18 protein-coding genes are annotated in these 26,445 nt (G+C 60.7%); 13 read left to right on the top strand and 5 right to left on the bottom strand.

What is annotated here, in order from left to right; all coding sequences use genetic code 11:
- Positions 1-14: 14 nt before the first annotated feature.
- The 7 genes from miaA (at position 15) to purU (ending at position 11,322) form a co-directional block, all read left to right on the top strand.
- A complete protein-coding gene (gene miaA, locus KDL09_RS07985) occupies positions 15-953 on the top strand; it encodes a tRNA (adenosine(37)-N6)-dimethylallyltransferase MiaA (protein ID WP_294383650.1) in 939 nt (312 codons plus the stop codon).
- Complete coding sequence (gene aroB, locus KDL09_RS07980; protein WP_294383641.1) at positions 908-2,008, top strand: 3-dehydroquinate synthase; 1,101 nt, start codon at positions 908-910, stop codon at positions 2,006-2,008. The genes miaA and aroB overlap by 46 nt, the downstream gene beginning before the upstream one ends.
- A gap of 3 nt (positions 2,009-2,011) precedes the next feature.
- Positions 2,012-3,847, top strand: coding sequence for a BatA and WFA domain-containing protein (locus KDL09_RS07975; protein WP_294383638.1), 1,836 nt, complete (start codon positions 2,012-2,014; stop codon positions 3,845-3,847).
- 188 nt (positions 3,848-4,035) lie between these two features.
- Positions 4,036-7,998: a chromosome segregation protein SMC gene (gene smc / locus KDL09_RS07970; protein WP_294383635.1), complete on the top strand. Its 3,963-nt coding sequence runs from the start codon at positions 4,036-4,038 to the stop codon at positions 7,996-7,998.
- Between the two features lie 95 nt (positions 7,999-8,093).
- Positions 8,094-9,539, top strand: coding sequence for a hypothetical protein (locus KDL09_RS07965; RefSeq protein ID WP_294383633.1), 1,446 nt, complete (start codon positions 8,094-8,096; stop codon positions 9,537-9,539).
- 130 nt (positions 9,540-9,669) lie between these two features.
- A complete protein-coding gene (gene proB / locus KDL09_RS07960) occupies positions 9,670-10,452 on the top strand; it encodes a glutamate 5-kinase (RefSeq protein WP_294383631.1) in 783 nt (260 codons plus the stop codon).
- A 9-nt stretch (positions 10,453-10,461) separates the two neighbouring features.
- Positions 10,462-11,322 (top strand): formyltetrahydrofolate deformylase, encoded by an 861-nt coding sequence (gene purU, locus KDL09_RS07955; protein WP_294383628.1) that lies wholly within the window; start codon positions 10,462-10,464, stop codon positions 11,320-11,322.
- 38 nt (positions 11,323-11,360) lie between these two features.
- Here the strand turns inward: purU and KDL09_RS07950 are convergent, their stop codons facing one another.
- From KDL09_RS07950 to KDL09_RS07940, 3 genes are all read right to left on the bottom strand, one after another.
- A complete protein-coding gene (locus tag KDL09_RS07950; RefSeq protein WP_294383624.1) occupies positions 11,361-13,028 on the bottom strand; it encodes a prenyltransferase/squalene oxidase repeat-containing protein in 1,668 nt (555 codons plus the stop codon).
- Between the two features lie 124 nt (positions 13,029-13,152).
- The gene (locus KDL09_RS07945; RefSeq protein WP_294383620.1) at positions 13,153-14,574 is read right to left on the bottom strand and encodes a M81 family metallopeptidase; all 1,422 of its coding nucleotides are present in this window, start codon (positions 14,572-14,574) and stop codon (positions 13,153-13,155) included.
- 9 nt (positions 14,575-14,583) lie between these two features.
- Positions 14,584-15,555, bottom strand: a complete 972-nt coding sequence (locus KDL09_RS07940; RefSeq protein ID WP_294383615.1) for a L,D-transpeptidase — start codon at positions 15,553-15,555, stop codon at positions 14,584-14,586.
- Positions 15,556-15,641: 86 nt separating this feature from the next.
- Between KDL09_RS07940 and KDL09_RS07935 the strand changes: the two genes are divergently transcribed.
- Together KDL09_RS07935 and KDL09_RS07930 are read left to right on the top strand one after the other, a co-directional pair.
- Positions 15,642-16,484, top strand: coding sequence for a class I SAM-dependent methyltransferase (locus KDL09_RS07935; RefSeq protein WP_294383611.1), 843 nt, complete (start codon positions 15,642-15,644; stop codon positions 16,482-16,484).
- A 12-nt stretch (positions 16,485-16,496) separates the two neighbouring features.
- Positions 16,497-17,348 (top strand): hypothetical protein, encoded by an 852-nt coding sequence (locus KDL09_RS07930; protein WP_294383608.1) that lies wholly within the window; start codon positions 16,497-16,499, stop codon positions 17,346-17,348.
- Between the two features lie 55 nt (positions 17,349-17,403).
- Here KDL09_RS07930 and KDL09_RS07925 read toward each other — a convergent pair whose 3' ends face one another.
- Positions 17,404-19,632 carry a trypsin-like peptidase domain-containing protein gene (locus KDL09_RS07925; RefSeq protein WP_294383606.1) on the bottom strand — a complete coding sequence of 743 codons (2,229 nt, stop codon included), beginning with the start codon at positions 19,630-19,632 and terminating at the stop codon, positions 17,404-17,406.
- Between the two features lie 84 nt (positions 19,633-19,716).
- Here KDL09_RS07925 and KDL09_RS07920 point away from each other — a divergent pair, with 84 nt between their 5' ends.
- The 4 genes from KDL09_RS07920 to KDL09_RS07905 all read left to right on the top strand — a co-directional run bounded on the left by KDL09_RS07920 (position 19,717) and on the right by KDL09_RS07905 (position 25,630).
- Positions 19,717-22,485, top strand: a complete 2,769-nt coding sequence (locus tag KDL09_RS07920; RefSeq protein WP_294383604.1) for a PVC-type heme-binding CxxCH protein — start codon at positions 19,717-19,719, stop codon at positions 22,483-22,485.
- Between the two features lie 148 nt (positions 22,486-22,633).
- Positions 22,634-23,530, top strand: coding sequence for a 1,4-dihydroxy-2-naphthoate octaprenyltransferase (menA, locus tag KDL09_RS07915; RefSeq protein WP_294383601.1), 897 nt, complete (start codon positions 22,634-22,636; stop codon positions 23,528-23,530).
- Positions 23,527-24,492 carry an enolase C-terminal domain-like protein gene (locus tag KDL09_RS07910; protein WP_294383594.1) on the top strand — a complete coding sequence of 322 codons (966 nt, stop codon included), beginning with the start codon at positions 23,527-23,529 and terminating at the stop codon, positions 24,490-24,492. Before menA ends, KDL09_RS07910 begins: the two co-directional genes overlap by 4 nt.
- A gap of 19 nt (positions 24,493-24,511) precedes the next feature.
- The gene (locus KDL09_RS07905; protein ID WP_294383591.1) at positions 24,512-25,630 is read left to right on the top strand and encodes an AMP-binding protein; all 1,119 of its coding nucleotides are present in this window, start codon (positions 24,512-24,514) and stop codon (positions 25,628-25,630) included.
- 3 nt (positions 25,631-25,633) lie between these two features.
- Here the strand turns inward: KDL09_RS07905 and KDL09_RS07900 are convergent, their stop codons facing one another.
- A complete protein-coding gene (locus KDL09_RS07900; protein ID WP_294383588.1) occupies positions 25,634-26,245 on the bottom strand; it encodes a hypothetical protein in 612 nt (203 codons plus the stop codon).
- Positions 26,246-26,445: the final 200 nt, after the last annotated feature.

Genomic DNA, 26,445 nt, shown 5'->3' with positions numbered 1-26,445 from the left:
TTTGCGGTAAGCGCATGCTCCCTTCCAAAACCTTTTTCATCACCGGCCCCACCGCGTCGGGCAAATCGGCTTTGGCCGTTGCCCTTGCCGAAAACATCGGTGGAGAAATCGTCAATGCGGATGCCTTTCAGCTTTACGACGGAATGGACATCCTTACGGCAAAGCCCACGGCCGCCGAACGAGGCCGCGTGCCGCATCATCTTTACGGTGTGCTGCCGCTCACTGAGTCCTGCGATGCACAAAGCTACCACTCGCTGGCTGTCCCGGTCATCCAAGACATCGCTGCGCGGGGACGAACTCCCATCGTCGTCGGCGGCTCAGGGCTCTACGTGAAGGCGCTCACCCATGGGCTTTCACCGCTCCCTGCCGCCTCCCCCTCCTTGCGCGAACGGTTCAAGCATCTCAGCCCGGGTGAAAAAATCGTGTGGCTTATGCAGCGGGATCCCGAAGCTGCCACCACCGTAAATCTGCGCAATCCCCGCTATGTCGAGCGTGCCCTCGAGATATGCCTGCTGACCGGGCGCCCCCAGTCCGGCCTACGCCGCTCATTCGAAGAAACCAAGCCGCAGGTGAACGGCGTGACCCTCGAATGGAATCGCGAGACGCTTTATCAGCGCATCAACCAGCGCACGCTCACCATGTTCGACTCCGGATTGATCTCGGAGGTCTCAGCGCTGGGGCCGCTCTCACCCACTTCTGAAAAGGCCATCGGTGTGCGCGAAGTGCGCGAACATCTCGCCGGGCGCGCGACACTGGATCAGACCATCGCGGCCATTCAGCAGTCCACCCGGCACTATGCCAAACGCCAGATTACCTGGTTTCGTCGTGAACGCTGCTTCCAAACGATTTGCCTCGATTCCCTTCCGGCGGCAGAGTACGCGCTGACACGACTCTTCGAACTTTTTCCATGCCTCCGCCCGTCCAGCCCGTCCGCCCCGTCTTCGTCAACCTAGGTCCCCGCAGCTACCTCGTGCAGGTCGGGCGTGACCAGCTCAAAACTCTGGGCGAAGAGGTCAACAAGAAGCTCCCCGATCGAATCAGTTGCGCGGTGGTGACGGATTCCAATGTCGGCCCCCTCTATGCCGAAACCGTGCTGCAAAGTCTGCGCGCAGTTGGCAAACAGCCACACCTCATCACCGTGCCGGCGGGCGAGTCTTCCAAATCGCTTTCCTCGAGCGAATTCGTGCTCGGAGAGATGGTCAGGGCTGGGCTCGACCGCAAAAGCTTCGTCGTTGCCCTGGGTGGTGGCGTCATCGGCGATCTGGCCGGCTTCTGCGCAGCCGTTTATCAGCGCGGCATCCCCTACGTTCAGGTTCCGACCACCGTGCTCTCCCAGGTGGACAGCTCCGTCGGCGGGAAGACCGGCGTCAATCTGCCAAATGCCAAGAACATGGTCGGCTGCTTCCATCAGCCCGTGCATGTCATCGCCGATCTCGACACGCTGAACTCCTTGCCGGAACGCGAGTGGAACGAAGGCTTCGCTGAGATCATCAAGCACGCCTGCATTCGCGACGCCTCCATGTTTAAGGCCATCGAGGATGTCGCCGCAGGCAAAGGCGACATCGTTGCACTCATCCGTCGCAACATCGCCATCAAGGCTGTCATTGTTGAAGCTGATGAATATGAAACCATCGGCACCCGTGCGCTTCTAAATTTCGGCCATACGCTGGGCCACGCCATCGAAGCCGCTGCCGGTTACGGCACATTGCTTCACGGCGAGGCCATCAGCCTTGGCATTCGTGCCGCCGCGTGGCTTTCCGTGCAGATTTCAGATCTCACCGCCGAAGACTACGACCGCATCATCGCGCTGCTGAAACTTTGCGACCTTCCTGTTCGTCTCCCGGACAATCTCGACATCGAGGAAATCATGCGGATCGCGCGCATGGACAAAAAATTCGAAAACGGCAAGGTCCGCTTCGTGCTCCTGCGCAAGATTGGCGAAGCCTACGTGAGCAAAGACGTGATCGAAGGCCACCTGAAGCAGGCGCTGGAAGAGTTGCGCAAATGACGCATGCGCCTCCTGAACCCCAGCTACCTTCACCTTGCCTGGCTTGCCTTGATCCCGCTGGCGCTGTGGTTGTTTCGCCGCCAGGCGAAACGGGTTCCTGTTTCGACTCTGCTGTTCTTCAAATCACTGGCTCGTGAGCATCAAGAATCTGCCTGGCTGCGCCGCATCAAAAAGTGGTTCTCCCTTCTGCTGACGCTGCTCGTGTTGCTGTTTGCTATTCTCGCTCTGACACGCCCCAGCGGAAACATCGCCGCCAACTCTATTGGCGCTGTTGTCGTAGTAGTCGATTGCTCCGCTTCGATGGCCGCGAAGGATTTGCAGGGCCAAACGAGGCTCGACGAGGCCAGGCAACTCTTGAAGGAACGCCTCCGTTCGCTTCCTGATCAGGTCGTCCTTTCCCTCATCTCTTTCGATGCGCGGCCAAGCGTGTTGCTCTCACGCAGTCGTAATCGACGCGAATGCCTGCGCCTGATCGATGAACTTTCCCCAACTCCCGTCGAAGGGAAGCCGGACAACGCGTTGAACGTCGCCCAACGTCTTGCCGATCTCGAATCACACTCACGCATCTGGATGGCGACCGATTCCAAACCGGTTGCCGACGCCTCCGTCGATCTCATTCCCGTCGCACTTTCTGAACCGCTCAATGTCGGTATCACTGGATTTCAGATCCGTCACAGTCCGCTCGCGCGCGATCGCTACGAAGCCTTTGTCAAAGTCAGCGCTGCGGCTGGCAATCCGGCGAAGACCACCTCCACGCTCGAAATCTCCATCGCCGGACGCATCGCACAACTTCGTGAGATCGATCTCTCGCCCGGTGAATCCAGTGTGCTGATTCTTCCGCTCGAAGGCGTTCGTGGACAAGGCCTCGAGATGCGGCTGAAAACCGCAGGAGACTGCTTCGGTTGGGATGATGGTCTTGCCGCACCGCTCCCGAAAACCAAGCCTCTTACCGTCGCTTGGTTTGCCCAGAAGCCCGATCCCTTCACCGAACTTGCTCTTTCCTCCCTGATCGAAGCAGGTCGCATCGAAATGCGGAAAGGAGATCCCGCCGCCTGGCCGCCGAAAGAACAGCCGGATGTGTATGTCTTTGAACATTGGCTGCCGAAAAACTTGCCAACCGATCGCCCGGTGATTGCATTGACTCCTTTGACCAGTTCCGGCCCGCTGCGCACACGAACCATCAACAGCCTGCCGCACGACAGCGTGCGTTCCGTGCAACCCGATCATCCCGTGCTTTTCCGCGCCAGCAGCAGTCGCATTGCGGTCACTCAAACCACCCTGCTGGATCTTCCAAGCTCGATCGAACCTCTGTGGATCGCCGGCAACGAACCCGTTCTCGCCGCTGGCGAATTCAACGGCCGGCGCCTCGTGGTAACTGCCTTCTCGCCTGCACAGTCCGAACAACTCGCCCTTCTGCCATCGTTCCCGCTCATCCTTGGCAATGCTCTTTACTGGTGTGCTGAAAACAGCGATGCCCTCGCCGATGTCCGCACTCTCCATACCGGCGACATGCTCCACACCGACAGTCTCGTTCAATGGCGCGCTTGGAACGGAGACGGCTTCGTCGATGTCTCAGATGATCCCTCGCACGGCCTGCTGGCACTCAATCGCATCGGCCGTTGGGAAACGGGTGAAAACCGGAGCGGCGCGTGTGCTTTGATCTCCGATGCCGAAACAAATCTTCCCGTCCGTCCCGCGGACACGGTGGATGCTATCCAACCGGCAGTCCCTATCATCACTGCCTCCGCCTTTAGCACGTGGCCGCAGCGTTTGATCTGGCTGGCGTTGGGACTGCTGCTTTTGGAGAGCTTTCTTTTTCATCGCAAAGCGGTGTATTGAAACTTGTTCACAGCCGTTGCGTTTATTCACAGGTTTTAAGAGGCCGAAAATCCCACATCTTGTTTAAGATATCTTAAGCACACCCAAGATAGGGTAAAAAATCGCCTTCATTCTTGCGGGCATGGGCTGTGGAATGGTTCACTCCACCTCAGCACTCGTTTCCGTCCATCCCCTTTCCCCTTCCTGCCATGTACCTCAAGAGCCTTACCCTTCACGGCTTCAAGTCCTTTGCCGACAAGACCCACTTTGAGTTTCACAAAGGTGTGACCGGCATTGTCGGCCCCAACGGTTGCGGCAAATCGAACGTCGTCGATGCCATCCGCTGGGTCCTCGGCGAAACCTCCGCCAAAGCACTGCGCGGCGATGAGATGGCCGATGTCATCTTCAATGGAACCGACAAGCGCAAGCCAGTGGGCCTCGCCGAAGTCACGCTCACGATGGCAGACTGCGAGCAGTCGCTCAACGTCGACTTCAACGAGGTCGCATTGACTCGTCGTGTGTTCCGTGACGGTCGCAGCGAATACCGTCTCAACAACACGGTCTGCCGACTCAAGGACATCCACGACCTCATTGCCGGCACCGGCATCGGTCGTGCGGCCTACTCGATCATGGCGCAGGGCCAGATTGACATGCTTCTGAGTTCGAAGCCCGAAGACCGCCGCACGGTCTTCGAAGAAGCCGCGGGCATCACCAAATTCAAATCGCAGAAAAAGGAAGCCCTCCGCAAACTCGAATACACCGAGGCCAACCTCCTCCGCGTGGCCGACATCATCGCGGAAGTGAAGAGGCAGATGGGCACTCTGCAACGCCAGGCGGCCAAAGCCCGCCGCTATCAGGCCCTGCTCGAAGACACCCGCCTGCTCGACACGCACCTCGCTCACAAGCAGTATACCGAATTCAGCGGTGAGAAATCCGAAGCTGAAAATCAGGTGCGCATGATGGCGAATCAGATCGAGGAACTGCAGCGCAAACTGCAAACCGCCGAGACAGAAGCTGCCCAAACACGCGAAGCGTATCACGCACTCGAATCTCAGATCAGCCAGGCCCGCCAGCAGGCGCAGGAACTCCGCTCGCAGATGCAGAGTGCCGAAGGCCGCATCGGTTTCAACAAAGAGCGCAGCGAAGAACTCGAAGGCCGCATCCGCCAGAACGAAGAACAGATCGCCGCCAATGAAGAGCTGCTTGATCAGGCACGCCGCGATCTTGCAAATGCTGATGAACAGCTACTCGCTATTACTGATAACATTCAGATGCGCCAGCAGGCAGTGAGCGAGCATGCGAGCCTCCATCAGAGCATCCTTCCCGAGCGCAACCGTCTCGAAACAGACCGTCGTGCCATTCGTGAGGCGATCCGTCAGTTTGAAGGACAGATTGCCGCCAGCGAAGCCCGCGCCCAGTCGTTGAGCAACCAGATCTCAGGCGACCGCCAGCGGCATGAATCCCTTGCTCATGATCGTCAGACAGCGCAGCAGGCGCGCGAAACAAGCCAGATCGAATTCGACGAACTTCAGCGCAACATTCAGGAGCTCGAAGAGACGCGCAATCAGCTCGACGAAAAGGCCAAGGACTGCGCCCGTGAAATGATCGAGCGCCGCCGTCAGCGCGACGCGATGAACAACGAGCTCAACGACCTCCAGCGCAATCTCACGCAGCGGAAGTCACGTCTCGAGATCATCGAACAATTGCTGCAGAAAGGCGAAGGCCTCTCCTCCGGCACGCAGAAAGTGCTCAGCGGACTCGACAATCCGGAAGTGTATTCCACCGGCATCCGCGGATTGCTTGCCTCCAGCATCGAGGTCGACCCCGACTTCATTCCCGCCATCGAAGCCGCTCTGAAGGATCATCTGCAGGCCGTCCTGCTCACAGAGAGCGAACTCGCCGCACAGATCATCGACCGCCTCACCGACCATAAGATGGGGCGAGCCGCGCTCGTGCCGCATGACTTCTGCAACCTGCGCAGTGCTGCAGATCGCGAACTGATGCCCGCCGGCGCCATCGCCTGGGCCACGGACAAGGTTCGCGTCAAGACGGGCGTGCAGAGCCTGATCGATCATCTTTTGCACAATGTGGTCATCGTTGATGATCTCCACACCGCGCTGCGCATGAAGCGCGAGATGCCGCATCTCGCCATCGCCACGATCCGCGGTGAGTTCATCACCACCAACGGCGTCATCTCCGGCGGAGCCACCAAGGAGGAGGAATCCTCCACGCTGCGCCGTGAAGCCGAAGTGCGTCAGCTTCGCACCGAAGTGGAGGCACTCGAGATGCAGTTCATGGAAAAGGAAGACGCGGTGAACGCCGTCAGCGCGAAGCTCGAAGAGATGCAGCGGGAGGAGGTCTCTCTTCGAGAGCAGTCCCAGCGCGCACGCGAGGGCTTCTCCCAGTTTCAGGGCAAGATCAGCGTCGTGCAGCGCGCCCTGCAACAAGCCACCGCGAAACTCGAAAGCATCGAGTGGGATCAGAATCAGATTCAGGAGCGCATCGGCGGTTCCGAAAGCCAGATCCAGCAACTGCGCGAAGCAGCGGCCATCGCCCAAGAGCAGCTCGAAAGCTCCCGCGTCCGCGAAGGCGAGCTTGAGCTCGAAATGGAGTCCTTCCTTCGCCGTGAGCTCGAATCCAGCGAACGTCTCAACGAACTGCGCACGGCCCTCGCCCTCGAACAGAGCGCGCTCAATTCCATCGAGCGGCAGAAGGCTCCGCTCGGCGTGCGCCTGCAGGAGCTTCAGGCGGGCGTGAACCGTTTCGCCGAAGAGATCAACACCTGGCGCATGCGCATCCAGCAAAGCGACGCCGAAAACGCGCGCTTCCAGGAGCAGATAGAGTCCCAGCGTGGTGCCATCACCGGCATCGAAGAACACCTGCAGTCCAAAACCGAGGAGCGAGCCGGATTGTTTGAGCAGGTCAGCCAGCTCGAAGCTCAGCTCACGCAGCTCCGCCAGAGCTACAACGGCCTCAACGAATCACGCAACCGCGCCGAGGTCGCGCTCACCCGCGTTGATCTTCGCCTCGAAAATCTCATCAATCAGGTGCAGGAGCGCTACAGCTTCCACATCGAGGCATTTGAGCCGGACTACCATGTCCTCATGGTCACCATTGAGGAGCAGAAGAAGAACCGCAACCGCGGCAAGAAGACTGCGGCCAATGCCGCCGAGCAGGGCGAATCCAATGGCGATGCGATGGAGGCAGCCGTCACTGAATCCGAACCGGCCGAGGAGGAATCCGCTGCGGAAAATGAAGCGGCCGAGGCACCCGAGATCCGCGCCGTCTCCAACCGCGATGATGACGAAGTGGACATCGACGAAGTCGTCATTCCAGGAGATGAAGCGCAACCCGACTGGGCGTTCGTCATGGAGGTCGTCTATGAACTTCGACAGAAGCTCGAAGGCATCGGCCCCGTCAATCTTGACGCCATTCAGGAATTCGAAGAGCTCGAAGAACGTCACAACTTCCTCGAGACCCAGCACAACGATCTCGTCAAATCGAAGGACGAACTGTTGCAGGTCATCGCCAAGATAAACGAGACGACGAAGACCATGTTCAGCGAGACGTTCCAACTCGTGCGCGGATTCTTCCACAACAACTTCCGCGAACTCTTCGGCGCCCAGGCCAAGGCCGACCTCATGCTCGTGGACGAGACCGACCCGCTCGAGTCCGGCATCGAAATCATTGCCAAACCGCCGGGCAAGAAGCTGCAGACCATCAGCCTCCTCTCCGGTGGCGAGCGCAGCATGACCGCCGTGGCATTGCTGTTCTCCATCTATCAGGTGAAGCCGTCTCCTTTCTGCGTGCTGGACGAGCTCGACGCCCCGCTCGACGAAACGAACATCGGCCGCTTCCTCAAGATGCTCGACAGCTTCATCGACAACTCGCAGTTCATCATCGTCACCCACAACAAGCGCACCATGAGCCGCGCCGATGTGATCTACGGCGTCACGATGCAGGAGTTCGGTGTCAGCAAGCCTGTCGGCGTTCGCATGACCACCGAAGACACCCGCACCTCGGACAAGACCGTCCAAGAATTGGCGCTCGACGCCCCCAACCAGCCCAAACGCGGAAGTGATGATGCCGTCCATGAGGATCTCGACCAGGAACAGGAACGCCTGACCGCCATCGAGGAACAGGAAGAGCAAACGCCCGCCGCGCTGGTGTAGGAGGCGGAGCCTCGTCAAGGAATCAAAGGTCAGATTGCTCAAGGGTCGCGCACCTTGACTGCTTGACCTCCTGACCGTTGACGCTCCTGTCCCGCATGACTTTCCGAATCGAGTCCCTCCAGTTCCACGTGCTGCCCATGCACACGCGGTTTCCGTTCAAGTATGGCATCGCCAGCATGAGCGCCCTGCCGCATCTGTTTGTGACGGTGAATCTCGTCGTGGATGGCAACGCCGTGAGCGGGCTCGCCACTGAAGGCCTGCCGCCGAAGTGGTTCACGAAGAATCCGGACACGCTGTTCGAGATCGACCTCGCGGAGATGATCGCGGTGATTCAAAACGCCTCGCGCATCGGACGCCTCGCGGCAGAGAAGGACACCGGCTTCTTCGCTTGGTGGCAGAACCTGTATGCGGAGCAGACGAACTGGGCGCAGGTTAAGGAGGTGCCGCCGCTGCTCGCGAATCTCGGCGTCAGTCTGATCGAGCGCGCCGTGCTTGACGGCCTGTGCAAGGCGCTCGGCCAGCCTCTGCATGCCGTGCTGCGTTCGGACGTGCTCGGCATTGATCTCGGTGCCGTGCGCGAGGAGTTGCGCGGCTTGCGCGTGAGCGATGTCATCGCGCCACAGCCGCTCGCGCACGTGTTTGCACGGCACACCGTCGGCTTGGGCGATCCCCTCACCGTGGCGGACGGCACACTCGACGACGGCCTGCCCTACACGCTGGAGGAAAACATCCGCGCCTACGGCCTGCGCTATTTCAAGATCAAGGTCTGCGGCAGGCCCGAGACCGACCTGCCGCGCCTGCGCGAAATCACCCGTATCATCACCGCCAACTGCCCGGACGGCTTTCACGCCACGCTCGATGGCAACGAGCAGTTCGACGACCTCGCCAGCTTCCGCGACTTCTACGCTACGCTCAGCGCCGACGCCGCGCTCGCGCCCTTGTTCCAGTACCTGCTCCTGATTGAGCAGCCCCTGCAACGCTCCAAGGCCTTGAACGAAGACGTCGCCAGCACGCTGCATTCCTGGACCGACGGCCCCGGCATGATCATCGATGAGAGCGACGGCGCCCTCGCCGACCTGCCACGCGCCCTCGACCTCGGCTACCGCGGCACCAGCCACAAGAATTGCAAAGGCATCGTCAAGGGCCTCGCCAATGCTGCGCTGCTGAAGAAACGCGCCACCGCCATCCCCGGCGGCCCCCTGCTCAGCGGCGAAGACCTAGCCAACGTCGGCCCCGTCGCGCTGCTGCAGGACTTGAGCGTCATGGCCCTGCTCGGCATCACGCACGTCGAGCGCAACGGCCATCACTACTTCCGTGGCCTCAGCATGCACTCCTCCACCGTTCAAGAGGCCATGCTCCACCAACACGCCGGCCTCTACCACCGTCACGCCGAGGGCTTCGCCACCCTGCGCATCGAAAACGGTTCTCTAGATCTCAGCAGCGTGAACAGCGCCCCCTTCGGCAGCGGCATCACCCTCGACGTGACGCCCTTCGAACCCCTCAACGCCTGGATCAAACGCGGCGGCATGGGGGAACTTTGAGATCGAAGGTCGAGAAAGATCGGGAGAGCATACCTTCGAGTCCGCCCAAGAAGTGGGTAAACGCGTGGGTTTGCCCTTTGCATCGCGATGCATCCCGCCATATTCGCCGCCCTTCGTTCCCCTCTGACTCATGGCATCGGCCCCAAAGCGCATCGTTCTCAAATTCGGCTCCGGCATTCTCACGCGTACTGACGCGCCGGAACCGGATCCTGTGCAACTGCGCAAACTGGTCGAAGCCATCGCGTTGCTCAAACGCGCCGGCCATTCCGTCGTGGTGGTCAGCAGCGGCGCCGTCGCCTCCGGTCTCAAACCGCTCGAGTTCAAGCAGCGCCCTTCCGATGTGACGACGCTTCAGGCCCTGGCCGCCGTGGGACAGACGCATCTGATGCACGCCTACGAATCCCTGCTGCGGGATCATGGTCTGCATGTGGCCCAGCTTCTCGTCACGCATGAGGACTTCGAAAACGCCGAACGTGCGCCGCGCATGAAGGCGGTGCTCGACCGCCTCATCGAGTTCTCCCAGGTCGTGCCGGTCATCAATGAAAACGACTCCGTGGCCATCGAGGAACTGCGCTACGGCGACAACGACAAGCTCTCCTCCCGCGTGGCCCGTTTTTGGGGCGCGGACGTGCTCATCCTCCTCACCAGCGCGCCCGGCCTGCTGCGCGACACGAAAAAGCCCGAGGAAGGCCCCATTCCCGTCGTCGCCGACGTGGATGAAGTGATTCATCATGCCGAGGAGGAGAAATCCACGCTCGGCACCGGCGGCATGATCTCCAAACTGCGCGCCGTCCAGGACGCCGTTCACGGCGGCGTCGAATGCATCATCGCCTCCGGACGTCACGCCGAACAGATCCCCGCCCTCGTCGAAGGCGGCGGCGTTTGCACACGGTTCCCGGCTCTCCGCTCCTAGTCCCGTCTCATGGCCTCTCCCGACATCGCCACGCTGCTCATCCACTGCCCGGACCGTCCCGGGCTCGTGCATGATGTGACCGGATTCATCTCCTCGCATCAGGGCAACATCATCGACCTCCAGCAGCACATCGACGAGGAGCAGAACGCCTTCTTCATGCGCCTGGAATGGAGCCTGGAGAACTTCACGCTCGAAAGCGAGGAGATCGAGGCCCGCCTGCAGCCAATGGCCCGCCGCCATCAGATGCAGATGCGCCTGAGCTTTGCCAGCCAGCGCAAACGCGTCGCCCTCTTCGTCACCAAGGAGAACCACTGTCTTTACGACCTCCTCGCCCGGCATGAATCCGGCGACCTGCCCGTGGACATCCCGCTCATCGTGGCCAATCACGAGACCCTGCGGCCTGCGGCGGACCGCTTCGGCATCCCGTTCCATCATTTTCCGATCACCAAGGACAACAAGGCGCAGCAGGAAGCCGCGCAGATCGAACTGCTGCGCCAGCATCGCATCGACACCGTCGTGCTGGCCCGCTACATGCAGATCATCAGCCCGGCGATGATCGCGGAGTTTCCCAACCGCATCCTCAACATCCACCACAGCTTCCTGCCCGCGTTCGTCGGTGCCAAGCCCTACCATCAGGCCTTCCAGCGCGGCGTGAAAATCATCGGCGCGACCAGCCACTACGTCACCGCAGATCTCGACGAGGGGCCGATCATCCATCAGGACGTCATGCGTGTCAGCCACGAGGACAGCGTGAGCGATCTCGTCCGCCTCGGCCGTGACCTGGAAAAAACCGTGCTCGCCAAGGCGCTGTGGTGGCACGTGCGCGATCGCGTGCTGGTCTTCAAGAACAAGACCGTGGTGTTTGACTGAGGTGTGACATCTGGAGTGCGATGAACACTCCCGTCGCACTACTTCTCAAAGATCGAATCCTCCTCCCGGTCCGCCACCTTGAGATAGCGGTAATACACTTCGAGCTGCAACGTGCACAGGCACTGGCGGTAGATCGCGTCCGCCGCGTCACCCGCAGGCCAGTTCGGCCGCCCACGTTTGAACGAGCCGTCCGCCTGCTGCGCGCCAAGCACCTGCGGCAGAAACTGCGCGTTGTAAAACTTCCAGTCGTCACCGCCTGCCTGGAAGAACGCCTGCGTGTAGTAATACCAGCAGTAGAGATTGCAGTTCCGCTCCCAGTCGAGCGGTTCACTGGTGAGGAAATCGCGAAGGAAGCGGATTCCCTTCTTCACCGGCGTTCCCTTGTTCTTCGCCAGCGTTTGCAGGCCCAGCACGCCGCAACCGGTCAGACTCCATTGATTATAGTGCGCATCTCGATTCATCTTCCCGAAGCCTCCGTCCTTGGTCTGCTTTGTTTCCAGATAGTCGCAGCAGCGTTTGATCGAATCGTCGAGTCCGGCAAACTTCAGCCCCGAATGCTTTGCGGCTTTGAGCGCCTGGTACTGCCAGCCCGTGACCGACAAGTCCTCCCCTGCACTGTCCTTGTTGTAGGCATTCGGCATGCCCGCATCCTTGCCGCCATAGGTCCACGCACCTCGGCGATTCTGTTGTTCGATGATGAGCCGGACACCCTCTTCAAACGCCTCACGCAGTCCGGGAAGACTGCTGTTCCCGAGACGGTAGAAGGAATACATCTCTCCGAGCGCATACGTCGCGATGCCATGCTCGTACGTCGCGGAATTCGACTGCGGCTGCTCCGACAAAATGCCGTGCGGGCTATTCCGCGCGAGTTCGACGAGGTAGAGCATGCCGTTGCGCACGTTGTCGCCGAAAAAAGGCGACTCAGGAGTCTCGCAGCGCCCAAGAAAACAGAGCAGCGTCAAACCGGTCATCGCCGCCTTGTTCGAACGTCCCCAGGAACCATCGGTGTTCTGCTGCGACTTCAACCACTCAAGTGAACGCGACACCGCCATTTCACACTCCGGCGTTCCGCCATTCTGCCGCAGCTTTTCAATGCGGCCCTGGTCCGAACAGCGTGATACAAACATCTTCGGCATCCCCGGAAGCCAGTTTGCAGGTCCCTGGCCGTTCCATCCAACCGCCTGGCTCGAAACGGTACTGGATGACAGCCTGCCGCCCATGCTTCCGCCATCCAGCCCTGACTCTGGAAGCATTGCCGCAGCCACATCTGGCAAAGGCAGATCAGAGGGACCGTCGATTGCGAGACGCGTTACCGGCTGCCGATTTGCCAGCGATGCCTGATGCCTCACCTGCACATGCTCCGCCAAAGCACGTGAAGCCTGCTCACCCGCTTCATTCCGGCCGGCCGGAAGAAAATCAGGAGGAGGCTTCAATGCCTGCGTGCTGATCAACACAGCTCCCGCAAGCACCAGCAACGCCGCATGCACGCCGATGCTCAGCATTAGCGACCCACCACCGATCTGACGCCAGAATCGAATGACCGCCGAGGCCTTGGGCAGTTCCGGAGCAAGTTCCGCAACTGGCACCTCTGCGATCACCGCCTGCACCACAGGCTCCGTCATGTTCGGCGGCGGCTGAAACCGCTCCCATCCCGGTGGCACTGGATAGTTCTGCGGCGAGGGCTGGCGGGGATCGTGCGTGTTCATGGCGGCGTGATGTCACGCGGCATGACGTTGAATCCGGAATCCTCTTGGGGTGAAATCAGGAGGTCAAACTTTCAGTCTGACAGCGACGAGGTGTCGAGCTCTCCGAATTGCAAAGGCTGGAGGCCTATCCTCCAACACGCGCAAACTTGTACGGCAGCGCCTTCAAATTGCTGCTGCACGGGCCCGGTGTGTCCACCCAGAGCATGCGCGCGGCGATCTTGTCGTAGGCGCGACGATGGGCCACGGCGGCTTTGACGGCGACGATGGAAAGCTCTTCCACGGCGACGCCCTGGCTGTGCCACTGGCCGAGATCGAAGGGCGGTGTCTTCACGCTGGTAATGAGAATCGTGATGCCTGCATGCTTCACGACCGCGCAGCGGCCCATGTCAAAGACATCACCGCACATGCTGGCGAGATGGCTGTTCTTGTCCTCGAGTTCAAAACGTCCGTCGTTAAGGGCGACGAGTTCGACGTCCAATTCGACAGGTCCTGCATCGAGCCGGCTGCCTTTGCCGCCGAGGCTGATGTGACGTGATCCGGCTTCGATCTCACACACCGCCTGCGGATCGCAGAGACAGATCGCGGCGTTTACGATGCCATGACGGATCAAGGCACGCAGCAGTCCGGTGCAGTCGCCGGGCGCACCGCCACCGATGTTGTCGGAGGGCTCCACGAGAACCGTGAGGCCATGAGGAGGAGGCTTGAGTCCGGCAAGCACTTCGTCTGCCGAAGGATCGGTGATCTGCCCGAGGCTGGCGAGTTCGCGAGCACGTTGGGCGAGTGATTCGAGCTGCGCTTTCGCATCGCCCGTGGTGCAGGCGACGAAGCTGACGCCCGTGTCCGGTGTGTCGGCAAAACTGAAGCCCGCCACGATGCTCATGGACCACAACGAATCATCGTCATGCTCAAACTCCCGCGCCATTTCTTCGAGGGAGAGCATGGGATCGCTCGCCGTGCCCGTGCCGGTCGGCGGCCAGATGATGCCCGGCTGTTTGAGCTGCATGCGCGGACGATCTCCGGTGGTGAGACAACGATTCAGCAGACGTGCGGCGATCAGCCCGGCCTCTCGCGCATCCGTGTGCGGATTCTCGCGGTAGGCGACGAGGCAGTCCGCCAGCTCTGCCATCTGCGGTGAAAAGTTCGCGTGCAGATCGAAGACTCCGAAGATCGGCACACCCGTGATGGCGCGGATGCGACGAAGGATCTCGCCTTCGACATCCAAGATCGTCTGCGACGTCATGGCACCATGCAGCACCAGATAGATGGCGTCACAGCCCGCACGAACGGCGGGTGCGATGTCGGCCCAGAACTGTTCGATGACCTCGTCGGCGACGGTGGCCGAGGGCTGCGCTCGGTAATCGGCCGCAGGAACCATCTCCCAGCCGAACTCTTCCGCGAGTTCCAGAACACCGCCGAGAGGTGAGGCGTCGCCTGTGCAGGAGAACAGTTCCTCTCCACGCCGGATCTGAAAATCCGCAGGCATGGTGAGACCGTCGAGGAAGGTGTGCGTCTCGTGAAAAAGACCGGCGATGAGAATGCGGGGCATGGCGGGAGATTAACGCACGATCACGCGCGTTCCTGGCCGGATGAGTTGCGGAAGGCGGATGGCATCCCAGTTGGCGAAGCGCACGCAGCCCGCGCTGCGGGTGCGGCCGATGGTTCGCGGCAAAGCGGTGCCGTGCAGTCCGATGCCGGACTTGCTCAGGCCGCACCAGATGATGCCGATGGGACTGTTCGGTCCCGGAGGAATCTGAAACGATTCGTCCCCCCGCACGCCTTCCTCGAGGAACTGCTTGTCGTAGCGAAAGCTCGGCGTCGTCATCATGGTCTGCACCTTCCACGTGCCGACGGGAATGAACTGCGGCTTGCCGGGCGTGATGGGAAAAGCCGCCAGCATCACCTCCTTCTCGTTGTAGACCGCCGCCATGCGCTCGGTAGTATCGACGACAATCGTGTGTGCGCTCAGCGTCGCATCGGTCTTGAAGCTCTGCATCGGCTTGATCTCCTCGATGCGGAACGATCTCACGTTCGGCACGACGACGATGTCGCCGGCTTTGAGCGCATTGAGGTTTTTGCCGGGATTGATGGCGGCCAGAAAAGTCTCGTCCGTGTGAAAGCGTTCGGCGACGAGCTCGAGAAGGCTGCGGTAGGCCATGAACGGATAGACCGATGCCTTCTCATAGTCCTCAGGCAGATCCTTCGTCACATACCTGAGCAGAATCGGCTGAATCTTGAACGCGGCAAAGATGACAGGCACCTCGGCTTCAGCGGCCTCCTGAATCCGGCTCCAGTTGTAAAGATCGCGGAAACCATGCGCATAGTTGTAGTTCACCACGGCCTTGTAGGTGAACTCGCCGACCGCGCCGTCGAGCTTGCCGGGGCCGAAGAGGTGCCGGTCGAGGAAGATCTGAATGCGCAGCACCGTGTCACGCTCCCTGGGAACGAGAGGGTCGTCTTTGGCAGGCCCCGTATCCTGAGCGTGAACCGCGACAGCGAGCGAGCAGAGCAGAAGGAGGTGTTTCAGCATTGTCCCCATGCTAATTCGCCACGGCGAATGAGCAAGGAAGTGCGAGTCCTTGCCCGAAACGAATCTGGCGCGTAGCTTTCTCCCGCATGCCCGTCACCGTCACCGAAACACGCACTCTTGAGCAGCTCCGTCAGCACTACGAGGTGGAGCGCGAGCTCGCCGACCGTCTGCGACGCGCCTCCAAGGAGCAGCGCCGCACGCTGTATTCCGAGGTTTACGACGAGCTTTTCAAACGCGTGCCGCTGCATCCGCAGCACACCAACAAGGCCGACGCCGGGCGGCTCGCCGCCGATGTGGCGGAAAAGATGGAGATCGTCGCGCCTTTTTTGACTTCCAAAACCGTGTTTCTCGAAGTCGGCCCTGGCGATTGCGAATTTGCCAAAGCAGTGGCCGAGAAAGTCGCACGAGTGCTCGCGGTGGATGTCTCCGACGAAATCACCCGCAAGCGCACCCTGCCGGACAACCTGCAGCTCGTTCTCTCCGATGGCAGCACGATTCCCGTGGAGCCGAATAGTGTGAACGTGGCCTACAGCAACCAGCTGATGGAGCATCTGCATCCCGACGATGCCGTGGAGCAGCTCCGCCACCTGCATGCCGCGCTGGCGCCCGGCGGTGTCTATCTCTGCATCACCCCAAGCCGCCTGACAGGACCGCATGACATCAGCTGCGTGTTCGATGATGAGGCGACGGGATTTCACCTCAAGGAATACACGGTGGACGATCTCTCGGCGCTGTTCCGTTCCGTGGGTTTCGCCAAAATTCGTATCATCTTCGGCGGACGCGGAAAGTTCATGCTTTTGCCCACGTGGCCGGCGGTGATCTGCGAAAAGCTGCTCTCAATGCTGCCCCACGGCCTGCGCAAGGCGATCGCCCTCAAGCCTCCTTTTCGCTGGTTGTTTGGCGTGCGGCTGGCAGGTTTCAAAGCCTGACCGTCCCCGCCCATGAAAGCGCTGTTCATCACTATCCTGATCTTCGTTTCGGCGTTTTTGATCTACGACCGCTTCGTCGCACCTGCTGGACAGCGCGTGGTGTTTGAGAATCCGCCATACAAACCGCAGAACTCGCCGCCGGCGCGGACGGTTTACAGCACACCCGCGCCACACATCGAGACCAACTCCCCTGCCCCGGTTGTGCAAGGTGACGGCTTTGTGCCGCCGCAGATCGAGTCACTCGAATCGCTGACGAAAAACTGGACCGTGTTTCCTCCCACGGCTTTTCCACGCCAGATCAAGCTGAGCAAGCCGGTGCAGTTGCGCATGCCGGGCGGCAGTTCCACCCTTCCGGCGGGATCCACGGCGTATGCACTGGCCGCTCAGGCAAACGTGCTGCTCGTGGCGCCCACGGAAACCTCGCAGGCACGCGGGCAGATCTTTGTGCATGACACGGACATGCCCACGCAGGTGCGTGAATCCTATGAGCGCTGGAAACGAGGGCGCATCGAGATCGCCCAGGCCGCATGGAAGAAACAGCAGGCTGCAGGCGGATCTGCGAGCGTCAGCATGCCCAACGCCGTGGATGCGGCAGGCAGGCCGAAGCGCAATGCTGATGGCAGCTACGATCTGCTGCTCGCCAGCATGAAGTCAGGCCAGGTCACCGACATCAAGCTGAACAAAATTCAGCGCTGGGGCACGCCGCAGGCCACCACCATCGACAATCAGCCCACCTGGGCCGTGAGCGTGTTCTACGAAACGATGGCCTTCTGCGGTCCCATCGATGCCGAGGCGCAGGCGCACGTTCGCAACGGCAAAGTACTGCGCTGGATCTATCCGGGTTCCGGTGAGCCGGTGCCGTGATCGGAGGGCAAGGCTCCAGCCTTGCCGAATTCGGCAGACACAGAGGTCTGCCCTCCTACTCCTCCCGCAACGACTGCATCCAGCGGTCGAGCTGCTGCATGAGTTCAGGCGGCCCGTCTTCAGGAAAATTGTCAATGAGCCAGTTCACGTCCTCGCGTGCACCGGCCTTTTCACCAAGACGCTGACGCATCTGCGCGCGAGTGAGACGCTCGGCGGCGGACTTGGGATCGATGGCGATCACCAGGTTCAAATACGGTAGCGACTCACGCAGCGAGCGGCTGTCGTCGAATACGCTGCTCATCAGGTTGCGCAGCATCCGCAGCAGCACGGCCTGCTTGGTCGTGGGGGCGAGTGCACCTTCGGGAAAGTGGCCGTCATCGGTGAGATCCATCGCCGCCTGCTCCACCGTGAGCAGTTTGCCGCGCTCGAAGACATCGATGAGCTGAAGTTCGCCTTCGGGTCCGTCGCGATAGCCGACCATGAACTTCCCGGGCAGCGGCACGCCAAACACGCCCTGCACGCCAAGCGCGGACGCCAGCTCGACGTAGAGCACGCTCAAGGTGATGGGCAGGCCTTCGCGATCATCGATGACTTCGTTGAGGTAGCTGTTGGAGCGGTTGCTGTAGTCGCCGCGGCTGCCGTGAAAGCCGTTCTCATCAAACAGATAGCGGTTGAGCCGCTTCACCGCGGGAATCGTGCCTTTCTTGATCTCAGGATCGTCCTTCAAATCGGCCACCATCGCCTTGAAGGCGCTCAGGTAGGACGCCACGTCGATCTCCGGATTGTCGTGACGCGCGAGCAGCAGCGCGCAGCGCAGCAGATTGATTTCAGGCTCGGGCTTCTCGAGCTCGGCGAGGATTTCTTTCGTCATCGCACGACGGTGCAGTTCGCGTTCGAGCTCGCGCAGCTTGGTGGCGTCTTCTTCGAGTTTGCGCCGTTGCTCAACGAGCACGCGACGCGCAGCGGCAGGGTTTTGCAGCAGGCCGTCGAGCGTCTTGTCACTGCTGGCGGCTGCGGCGATGTATTGCTCGACTTCGGAACGCAACTTCGAGGCTAGTTCGGGTTGCAGCGGCTTCTCGGCGAGATCTGTCCCGATGCGGAAGTTGCGGAAGTCGGCCACCGTCGTGCGGAATTTGCACAGCCCCGCGCTGCCGCCACGCAGACCGTCGTCCTTGCTCTCGATGACCTGCACACCGTTCACGAAACACACGATGCGCTCGGGCTCCACGCGGACGCGCAGCGCATTCCAGTCTTCCGGCTTGTAGGCATCACTCGGCACATCGGCGAGGATCGTCCACGAATAGACATCCGGCCCGTCGAAGCGTGTGAGCCGCAGCTTGCCGCCGGAAGGATAGAAGCCGTAGTGCTTGTCGCCACCATCGGAACAAAAGGTGAGGCCCGCCGCGCCGGATTCGTCATCGAGCCGCACGGTGGTGCTGACCTCGAAGGTGCCCTCGGGCACTTTCTGCGTGGAAAGACAGAGCGCCCGGCCACCGAATCCCTCGCCGGGAAATTCGGAGCGGATCACACCGGCGTGCTGCGTCCACTGCGCGCCGAGATGCGTCTTCCACAGTTTCGAATTCAGCACGCCAATCGTCAGCCAGCGTGACATCGGCACCGGATTCGGCGTCTCGATGAGCTTCTTCAATTCGTTCACCGGCATGGCGAAGCCAAGGTTCTCCGTCTTCAGCGATTTGAGCGTGAGCAGACCGAGCACCCTACCCTGCATGTCGAGCAGGGGCCCGCCGCTGTTGCCTTTCTCGATCGGCACGGCCACCTGCAGCATCTCCTGACCGTCGATGTCGCGCGTCGCGGAAAGCACGCCCTGCACGATGCTGAACGCGAGACCCTCCGGCGCGCCCATAGCGACGATGGGATCACCTTGACGTACTTTGCTGGAATCGCCCAAAGGCAGCGGCTTGAGGCCCTTGGCGTTGATCTTGAGCAACGCGAGATCGAGGTGGCTGTCGCTGGCCTGAACCACGGTAACATCATGCGTTTTGCCGTCGTGCATCTCCACCTGCAGGCGACGAGCTTCACCGATGACGTGCAGATTCGTCGCGATCAGGCCGTCGTCACTCACGATAAATCCGGAGCCGATGCCGTCCGTGCCCTCGCGTCCGAGTTGGGTGATCTTGACCAGCGAAGGCCGGATCGTCTCGGCCAGATCAGCGGCCGTATGCGCGGCGGGCGCCTTGGGTTTCGCGGCGCTCTTGGGAGCGGCGTTGAGACTGGCCACGGCACACGCTGAAAACACCGAGAACAGAAGGAGAATGTGTTTCATGGATGAATTGAAGATTGCCTGCCACGCGGGCGTTTGAGAAAGTCCCACTTTATGAGCATACGTCGCGCCGCCTTTCTGTCATTCTTGTCCTTTTCAACTGTCGCATCGCTGGCGGACGAATTCCCGGCTATCTTCAACACCGAGAAGGGTGATCCGATGCCAGCGGAAGAAGCCGCCGCCAGCATGGAACTGCCACCGGGATTCAAATGCGTCGTCTTTGCCGCCGAACCCGATGTGCAGCAGCCGATCACGATGAACTGGGATGCGAAGGGCCGCCTGTGGGTCGCGGAAAACTACACCTACGCCGAGAACCCCATGCGCTGGGACACGAAGCTGCGTGATCGCATCATCATCCTCGAGGACAAGGACAACGACGGCAAACACGACGGCCGGAAGGTCTTCTGGGAAGGTGGCAGCTACCTCACCAGCGTCGAGATCGGCTACGGCGGCGTGTGGGTGCTGCACAACGGCACGCTGAGCTTCATCGCCGACAAAAACGGCGACGACGTGCCCGATGGCGATCCCGAGGTGCTGCTCGACGGCTTCAACGTGAAGACCATCGGCCACAACATCGTCAACGGCCTGCGCTGGGGCCCGGATGGCTGGCTCTACGGCCGCCACGGCATCACCGACACCTCCGCCGTCGGCGCGCCCGGCACACCGCTGGAGAAGCGCACCAAGATCAACTGCGGCATCTGGCGCTATCACCCGACACGGAAGGTCTTCGAAGTCGTCTGCCACGGCGGCACGAACTCCTGGGGCCACGATTGGAACGCGGACGGCGAGCTCTTCTTCATCAACACCGTCATCGGCCACCTCTGGCATGCCATCCCCGGCGCGTATTACCGCCGCATGTTCGGCACGCATCTCAATCCGCACGTCTATGAAATCATCGAGCAGACCGCCGATCATTTTCACTGGGACACCGGCGCGGAGAGCTGGAGCGACATCCGCAAGCTCGGCGTCACCGGCAAGACCGACGAACTCGGCGGCGGCCACGCGCACGTGGGCATGCTCATCTATCAGGGCGGCCTCTGGCCGAAGGAATACGAGGGCGCCGTCCTCACCTGCAACCTGCACGGCAACCGCATCAACGTGGACAAGCTGGAGCGCCAGGGCTGCGGCTACGTCGGCAAGCATGCGCCCGACTTCATGAAGGCCAAGGACAAATGGTTCCGCGGCATCGACCTCCTCACCTGCCCCGACGGCAATGTCATCGTCTCCGACTGGAGCGACAGCGGCGAATGCCACGACAGCGACGGCATCCACCGCACCAGCGGGCGGATTTACAAGATCGTGTATGGGGAGCCGAAGAAGTCGGAGCCGATCAACGTGGCGGCGATGAAGGATGAGGAATTGGCCAAGTTTTATGAAGGAAAAAACAACTGGTGGAAGCGAGTTGCTGACCAACAACTCTTTGAGCGAGGCTATCAAGAAAAAGGACGCCGCACCAGCATCGTTGAGGATGCTCAAAGCAAAGATGGCCTCGTCCGCCTCCACCTCGCTTCCGCGCTTCAGCGTCTTCCGCTCGAGGCCCGCTGGCCCATCGCGACGGCGTTGGCGAAGCATGAGGAAGACGCGAACGACCGGCAGCAGCCGCTCATGATCTGGTATGGCATCGAGCCGGCGGTGGCGGCGGACCCGATGAATGGCGTGGAGCTCATCCGCGAGGCGAAGATCCCCACCGTGCGCCGCCTCGTGGCGCGTCGGATCGCCGAGATGATCGAAGCGAAGCCCGAGGCCGTCGATGCGCTCGTGGCGCTGGTCGTCAGCGACGCGAATGCGCGTGAAGATGTGATGCGCGGCCTCGCCGCCGGTCTCGACGGCTTCAGCGGCGCCAAGAAGCCGAAAGGCTGGGACGAAGTGGCCAAGGCGCTCGACACGAACGCCAGCGAGGAATTCAAAACCATCGGCCGCAACCTCTCCGTCGTCTTCGGCAGCGGTCGTGCGACGGATGAACTCATCGCCATCGTCAAAAACAACGACGGCGACGCCAACGCCCGCACGAACGCCTTCGCCGGCCTCACCCGCAATGCCAAACCCGAACTGCTGTCGGTCATCCGCAGCCTGATCAACGACAAGGTGCTCGGCACGGCGGCACGCAGCGCGCTGGCAGCCTACGACGATCCGAGCATTGCGAAGCAGCTCACCAACGCATGGCCGGTGCGCAGCGAGGAGCAGCAGGCCGCCACGGTTGCCACGCTGACCTCGCGCGCCAGCTATGCCAAAGTGCTGCTCGAAGCCGTGAAGGCAGGCAAGGTGCCCGCATCGGCGATCTCGCCCTTCCAGGCGCGGCAGATTCGCAGCCTAAACGATCCGGCTGTCAACGAGCTGCTGACGCAGGTCTGGGGTGAAATCCGCGACACACCCGAGGCGAAGAAGGCCGAGTTCGCGAAGTTTGAAGCCCTGTTGAGCAAGGAAACTCTGGCGAAGGCCAATGCGTCCCAAGGCCGCATGATCTTCACCGCTGCGTGCAGCGCCTGCCACAAGATGTACGGCCAGGGCGGTGCCATCGGCCCCGAACTCACCGGCAGCGACCGCCACAACCTGAAATACCTTCTTGAAAACATTCTCGATCCGAGCGCCGTCGTCCCCGCCGACTACCGCGTGAGCGTGCTCAACCTCAAGGACGGCCGCACGATCACCGGCGTGATCCCCGAGCAGACCGAACGCACCCTGACCGTGCAAACTCCGGCCGAGCGTCTCGTGATCGAGCGCGCGCAGATCGTGAAACAGGAGCAGTTGCCGGTTTCCCTGATGCCCGAAGGTCTGCTGGCCGCTCTGGGAGACGAGAACGTCAAGAACCTCATCGCCTACATGATGTCCAACGGCCAGGTGGAGATGCCGAAATGACTGAGCGCGAGTGTGTCGAAGACCACTCGCCTCTTTTTCATCCCAGCGTCGCCAATCGCCCAAAAAATGGCGAGTAGGCTAAAGCCATACTCGCGCTCCGTGTGGCGATGCTTGCGCTGACGCGAGCCCTCGTCTTTGATGCGCTCACATGGCATCAATTTTCGACTGGATCGCCGCCGCACGTCCGAAAACGCTCGGGGCCGCGATCGCGCCTGTGGTGGTCGGTTGTGCGCTGGCGGCGAAAATCTCGGGTAAATTCGACTGGTCGCTGGCGCTGTGCACGCTGGGAAGCTGCGGTGCGCTGCAGATCGCGACAAACTTCTTCAACGACGCTCTCGATTCTCTCAAAGGCGCGGACACGCACGCGCGCATCGGACCGCGACGCATCACGGCGAGCGGTGCGGCTTCGGCGAAGGCAGTCAACATCGCGGCGTGGCTGATGCTCGCAGTGGCAACGCTGCTGGCGTTGCCGTTGTTCGAGGCGCGAGGACTGCCGATTCTGTTCATCGGCCTGCCATCGCTGTATTTCTGTTTCGGTTACACAGGCGGACCGATGCCGCTGGCGTATCGCGGGCTGGGCGAGCTGTTTGTAATCCTGTTCTTCGGTTTCGTGGCCGTGACAGGCGCGGCGTTTGTGCAGACCGGCGAGTGGTATGAAGCGGCCGTCGTCGCCGGATTCCAAATCGGCTGCCTGAGCACCGTCCTGATCGCCATCAACAATCTGCGCGATGTCGAAGAGGACCGCCAGACCGGCAAAAAGACGCTCGCGGTGCGCCTCGGTGTTGGATTTGCACGAGTGGAAATCGTGACACTGGTCCTCGCCGCACATGCAGCGGGAGTCTACTGGTTTCAGCAGGGCTGGCCACGCGCTTTCACGCTGCCGCTCATCACGCTGCCCATCGGCTTGTTTGTGGCATGGCGTGTCATCATCGAACCACCCAGCCGCGGTCACAACCGTCTGCTGGCAATGAGCGGAGCGCAGCTTCTCGCTTTCGCGGGGCTGATGTGCTGGGCGATCGTCAAAGCGAAGGACGTAATGCCGTGAGCACGCCCATTTATGTTCATGAATACCTGCTGCGCAGCGGCGTGGCACTGAACGCGGTATCACAACGCCGCGTGTTCGCAGGCGCATTGATCTGTGTGGATGGCGGCTACGGCTGCGTGCATCCCTGGCCTGAGTTTGGCGACGCACCGGTCGAAGAACAGCTTCGTCTGCTCGGTGAAGGCATCACGACACCCGTTACAGCGATGGCGCTGCGCTGCGCTGAGATCGACGGCGCGGCACGACGTGCAGGAGTGAGCTTGTTCGAAGAGCTGGAAATTCCGCGCAGCCACTACTCCTGGAGTTTTGCCACGGACACGGAGCCGCAGATGCAACGCGTGATGGAGGAGGGCTGGCCGGCGATCAAGGCGAAGGGTTTTGCGAACTACGGCGAGACGATCCGCTTTCTCGAAGGCTGTGCGAAGCGATTCGAGACGCAGGGCGTACGCTTACGCGTGGATTTCAACGGCGTGCTCGACAGGCTGACATTCGAGAAGTTCATCGAGTTCATGCCGCTGCGTGTTTATCGCGCACTGGATTTCGTGGAGGATCCGTTTCCGTATGACGCGGATGACTGGGAGGCCGTTCGCCAACGCTGGGGTGTGAAACTGGCGCTCGACAAGGGCTGGAAGAGTGGAACGCACGGCTTTGATGCCGTCGTGGTAAAACCCGGCCGACGTGACTGGCGTCTCGTTGCTGAAAAACACCCGCAACAGCCACTCGTGCTGACTTCGGCGATGGATCATGCACTCGGCCAGATGTTCGCGGCCTACGAAGCCGCCGTTGCACTGGCGGAATGTCGTCCTCTCGATTTTTGCGGACTGTGTACGGAGCATCTCTTCGAGAAAGACGAATTCTTCGAGCGCGTGCGCTCACACGGCGGCTTTTTGGAGGCCGACCGCAGCGGCGGCGGACTGGGATTTGGCGAGGTTTTGGAGTCTTTGCCGTGGCGAAAGCTGGGTTGAAAACGTAGCTCTCGATGCAATGGAAGCGTTTCTGATCAGAGAGTTCTGGGAAAGCATGGAGACCCATGTGGCGCTGGCTCCCGGTGAAAGCGCGGAAGGCCTGCAGGTGTTTTTGGAACGGGAATTTGGCGAACAGGGATGGTGCCTGTTCCAAACCAGCGGCACGGAGGGAAAGCGCAAGTGGGTGGCATTGACGAAGGAGCAGCTGCTGATCTCCGCACGCACTGTGAACGCGCACTACGGAATCACCGAACGTGATCACTGGCTGCTGGCGCTGCCGATTTACCATGTTGGAGGATTCGGCATCCTCGCACGTGCGTTTGTCGGCGGAAGCTCGGTTACGCGACTGGGAGGCAAGTGGGATGCCGCTGTTTTTGTGCGCCAATGCGAAAACGTCGGCGCGACACTCGCCTCCTTGGTGCCGACGCAGGTGTTTGACATCGTCGCAGCGAAACTAAAAGCACCGAAGTCCATTCGCATCGTGCTCGTGGGCGGTGGCGCGCTGAGTCCGGATATTGAGGAATCGGCTTTGCAGCTCGGCTGGCCGGTGCGGCGGACGTATGGCATGACCGAAACAGGTTCACAGGTGGCTTCGCAATCGGCGAGCAGGGGGGAAATGGAGGTGCTGCCGATATGGCAGCTCAATACAGATGAAGACGGCATTCTCACCGTGCGTGGTGAGGCACTCGCCCGCGGATATGCATTTCAAGAGAGCAGAACTTGGCTCTGGGAACCCATCTCACCCGAAACAGGACTGCGAACGCGTGATCGCGTGGTTTTACAGAGGAAAGCAGGAAACTGCCATTTATACTTTGTGGGCCGGGAGGCCAACACGGTAAAGATTCTCGGAGAACTGGTGTCCCTAGGACCGATCCAAGAGCGAATCGATGCGTTGCGACTTCAACTTGGTTCAGTCGAGGGCGACGCGGCCGTCTGTGATGTCCCGGACGCACGCAAGGAAAGCAGGCTGGTGCTGGCCGTGAGCTGCATGAATGCCGCAGTTGCCGAGCAACTGCGAAAAGGCCTCAACCATAAGTTGAGGCCTTTTGAGCACATTGAAGAAACACGCTTGCTGCGATCCATTCCGCGCAGTGAGCTTGGCAAAGTGCGGATACCAGAGCTCAGGGCGATGCTCTGAGATTTACTTCTCCTTGGGAGCCGAGCCGTCCAACGGTGTGATGACCGGACGATCCTTCATCTCGGGCGAGATAAGGTAATTCTTGGGATCGGTAGGATCAGGAATGAAGGAGATGAGGAACAGCTCTTCGATTTTGTCCGTGAGCGTTTCCTGCGAGGTGCGCACGGTGGCATGCACATAGCCTTTGTCTTTCTCCTCGACGAGGCCCAGCACGGTGATTTTGAGGGTCTCCTGCTTCCGCTGTGTGGCCTCTGGGGTGAGTTTGAGCTTTTTGTGCCAAGCTTCGCGATCCACCTGATAAAACTCCTGAGGAGTCATCTTTTCCAAATCACCCACTCCCTTGACGTTGTAGCCAGCCAGCATCGCCTCTTCATCGGTCATGGTGGGCGCAGACTTGATGATGTTGACCGTCTCGCGCTGACGACGCTCCAGTGAAGAAGGGACGAGCATCATGGACGCTGTCTTCCAGTCCTGCATGACCACGGCGGTCAGGTACTTTTTCACCATCGCGGCGCAAGGGTGATCGAGCGGCAGTTGCTCCGCTTTGACCGGCGAAGCGGTCAGACCCAAAAGAGAAACAGCCAGAAGGCAGCGTATGAAAAAGCGAACTTGCATAGAAATATGAGAGTCAGAAGGCGGCAAGGTTTGTAACCGCTGGCAGAATGCCCGTCAAATAAAGAAACCCACCGGCTGGTGACGGATCAGTTGCAACCCGCCCCACTGGGGACTGCGAGTTCCAGTTCGGCAGGAATTTGGGTTTCTTTGTGAACAAAGCGGGACTATTTTGCGACAAAGCAAATCGCTTGAGTAAGCTA

It is taken from the genome of Prosthecobacter sp. (assembly GCF_020439865.1).
Classification (GTDB): Bacteria; Verrucomicrobiota; Verrucomicrobiia; order Verrucomicrobiales; family Verrucomicrobiaceae; genus Prosthecobacter.
This window is presented reverse-complemented; position numbering and strand designations above follow the sequence as displayed.

Excerpts from the sequence above, each read along its gene's own strand:
- miaA (WP_294383650.1), top strand. The coding sequence starts at position 15 with ATGCTCCCTTCCAAAACCTTTTTCATCACCGGCCCCACCGCGTCGGGC.
- aroB (WP_294383641.1), top strand. The coding sequence starts at position 908 with ATGCCTCCGCCCGTCCAGCCCGTCCGCCCCGTCTTCGTCAACCTAGGT.
- KDL09_RS07975 (WP_294383638.1), top strand. The coding sequence starts at position 2,012 with ATGCGCCTCCTGAACCCCAGCTACCTTCACCTTGCCTGGCTTGCCTTG.
- smc (WP_294383635.1), top strand. The coding sequence starts at position 4,036 with ATGTACCTCAAGAGCCTTACCCTTCACGGCTTCAAGTCCTTTGCCGAC.
- KDL09_RS07965 (WP_294383633.1), top strand. The coding sequence starts at position 8,094 with ATGACTTTCCGAATCGAGTCCCTCCAGTTCCACGTGCTGCCCATGCAC.
- proB (WP_294383631.1), top strand. The coding sequence starts at position 9,670 with ATGGCATCGGCCCCAAAGCGCATCGTTCTCAAATTCGGCTCCGGCATT.
- purU (WP_294383628.1), top strand. The coding sequence starts at position 10,462 with ATGGCCTCTCCCGACATCGCCACGCTGCTCATCCACTGCCCGGACCGT.
- KDL09_RS07950 (WP_294383624.1), bottom strand. The coding sequence starts at position 13,028 with ATGAACACGCACGATCCCCGCCAGCCCTCGCCGCAGAACTATCCAGTG.
- KDL09_RS07945 (WP_294383620.1), bottom strand. The coding sequence starts at position 14,574 with ATGCCCCGCATTCTCATCGCCGGTCTTTTTCACGAGACGCACACCTTC.
- KDL09_RS07940 (WP_294383615.1), bottom strand. The coding sequence starts at position 15,555 with ATGCTGAAACACCTCCTTCTGCTCTGCTCGCTCGCTGTCGCGGTTCAC.
- KDL09_RS07935 (WP_294383611.1), top strand. The coding sequence starts at position 15,642 with ATGCCCGTCACCGTCACCGAAACACGCACTCTTGAGCAGCTCCGTCAG.
- KDL09_RS07930 (WP_294383608.1), top strand. The coding sequence starts at position 16,497 with ATGAAAGCGCTGTTCATCACTATCCTGATCTTCGTTTCGGCGTTTTTG.
- KDL09_RS07925 (WP_294383606.1), bottom strand. The coding sequence starts at position 19,632 with ATGAAACACATTCTCCTTCTGTTCTCGGTGTTTTCAGCGTGTGCCGTG.
- menA (WP_294383601.1), top strand. The coding sequence starts at position 22,634 with ATGGCATCAATTTTCGACTGGATCGCCGCCGCACGTCCGAAAACGCTC.
- KDL09_RS07905 (WP_294383591.1), top strand. The coding sequence starts at position 24,512 with ATGGAAGCGTTTCTGATCAGAGAGTTCTGGGAAAGCATGGAGACCCAT.
- KDL09_RS07900 (WP_294383588.1), bottom strand. The coding sequence starts at position 26,245 with ATGCAAGTTCGCTTTTTCATACGCTGCCTTCTGGCTGTTTCTCTTTTG.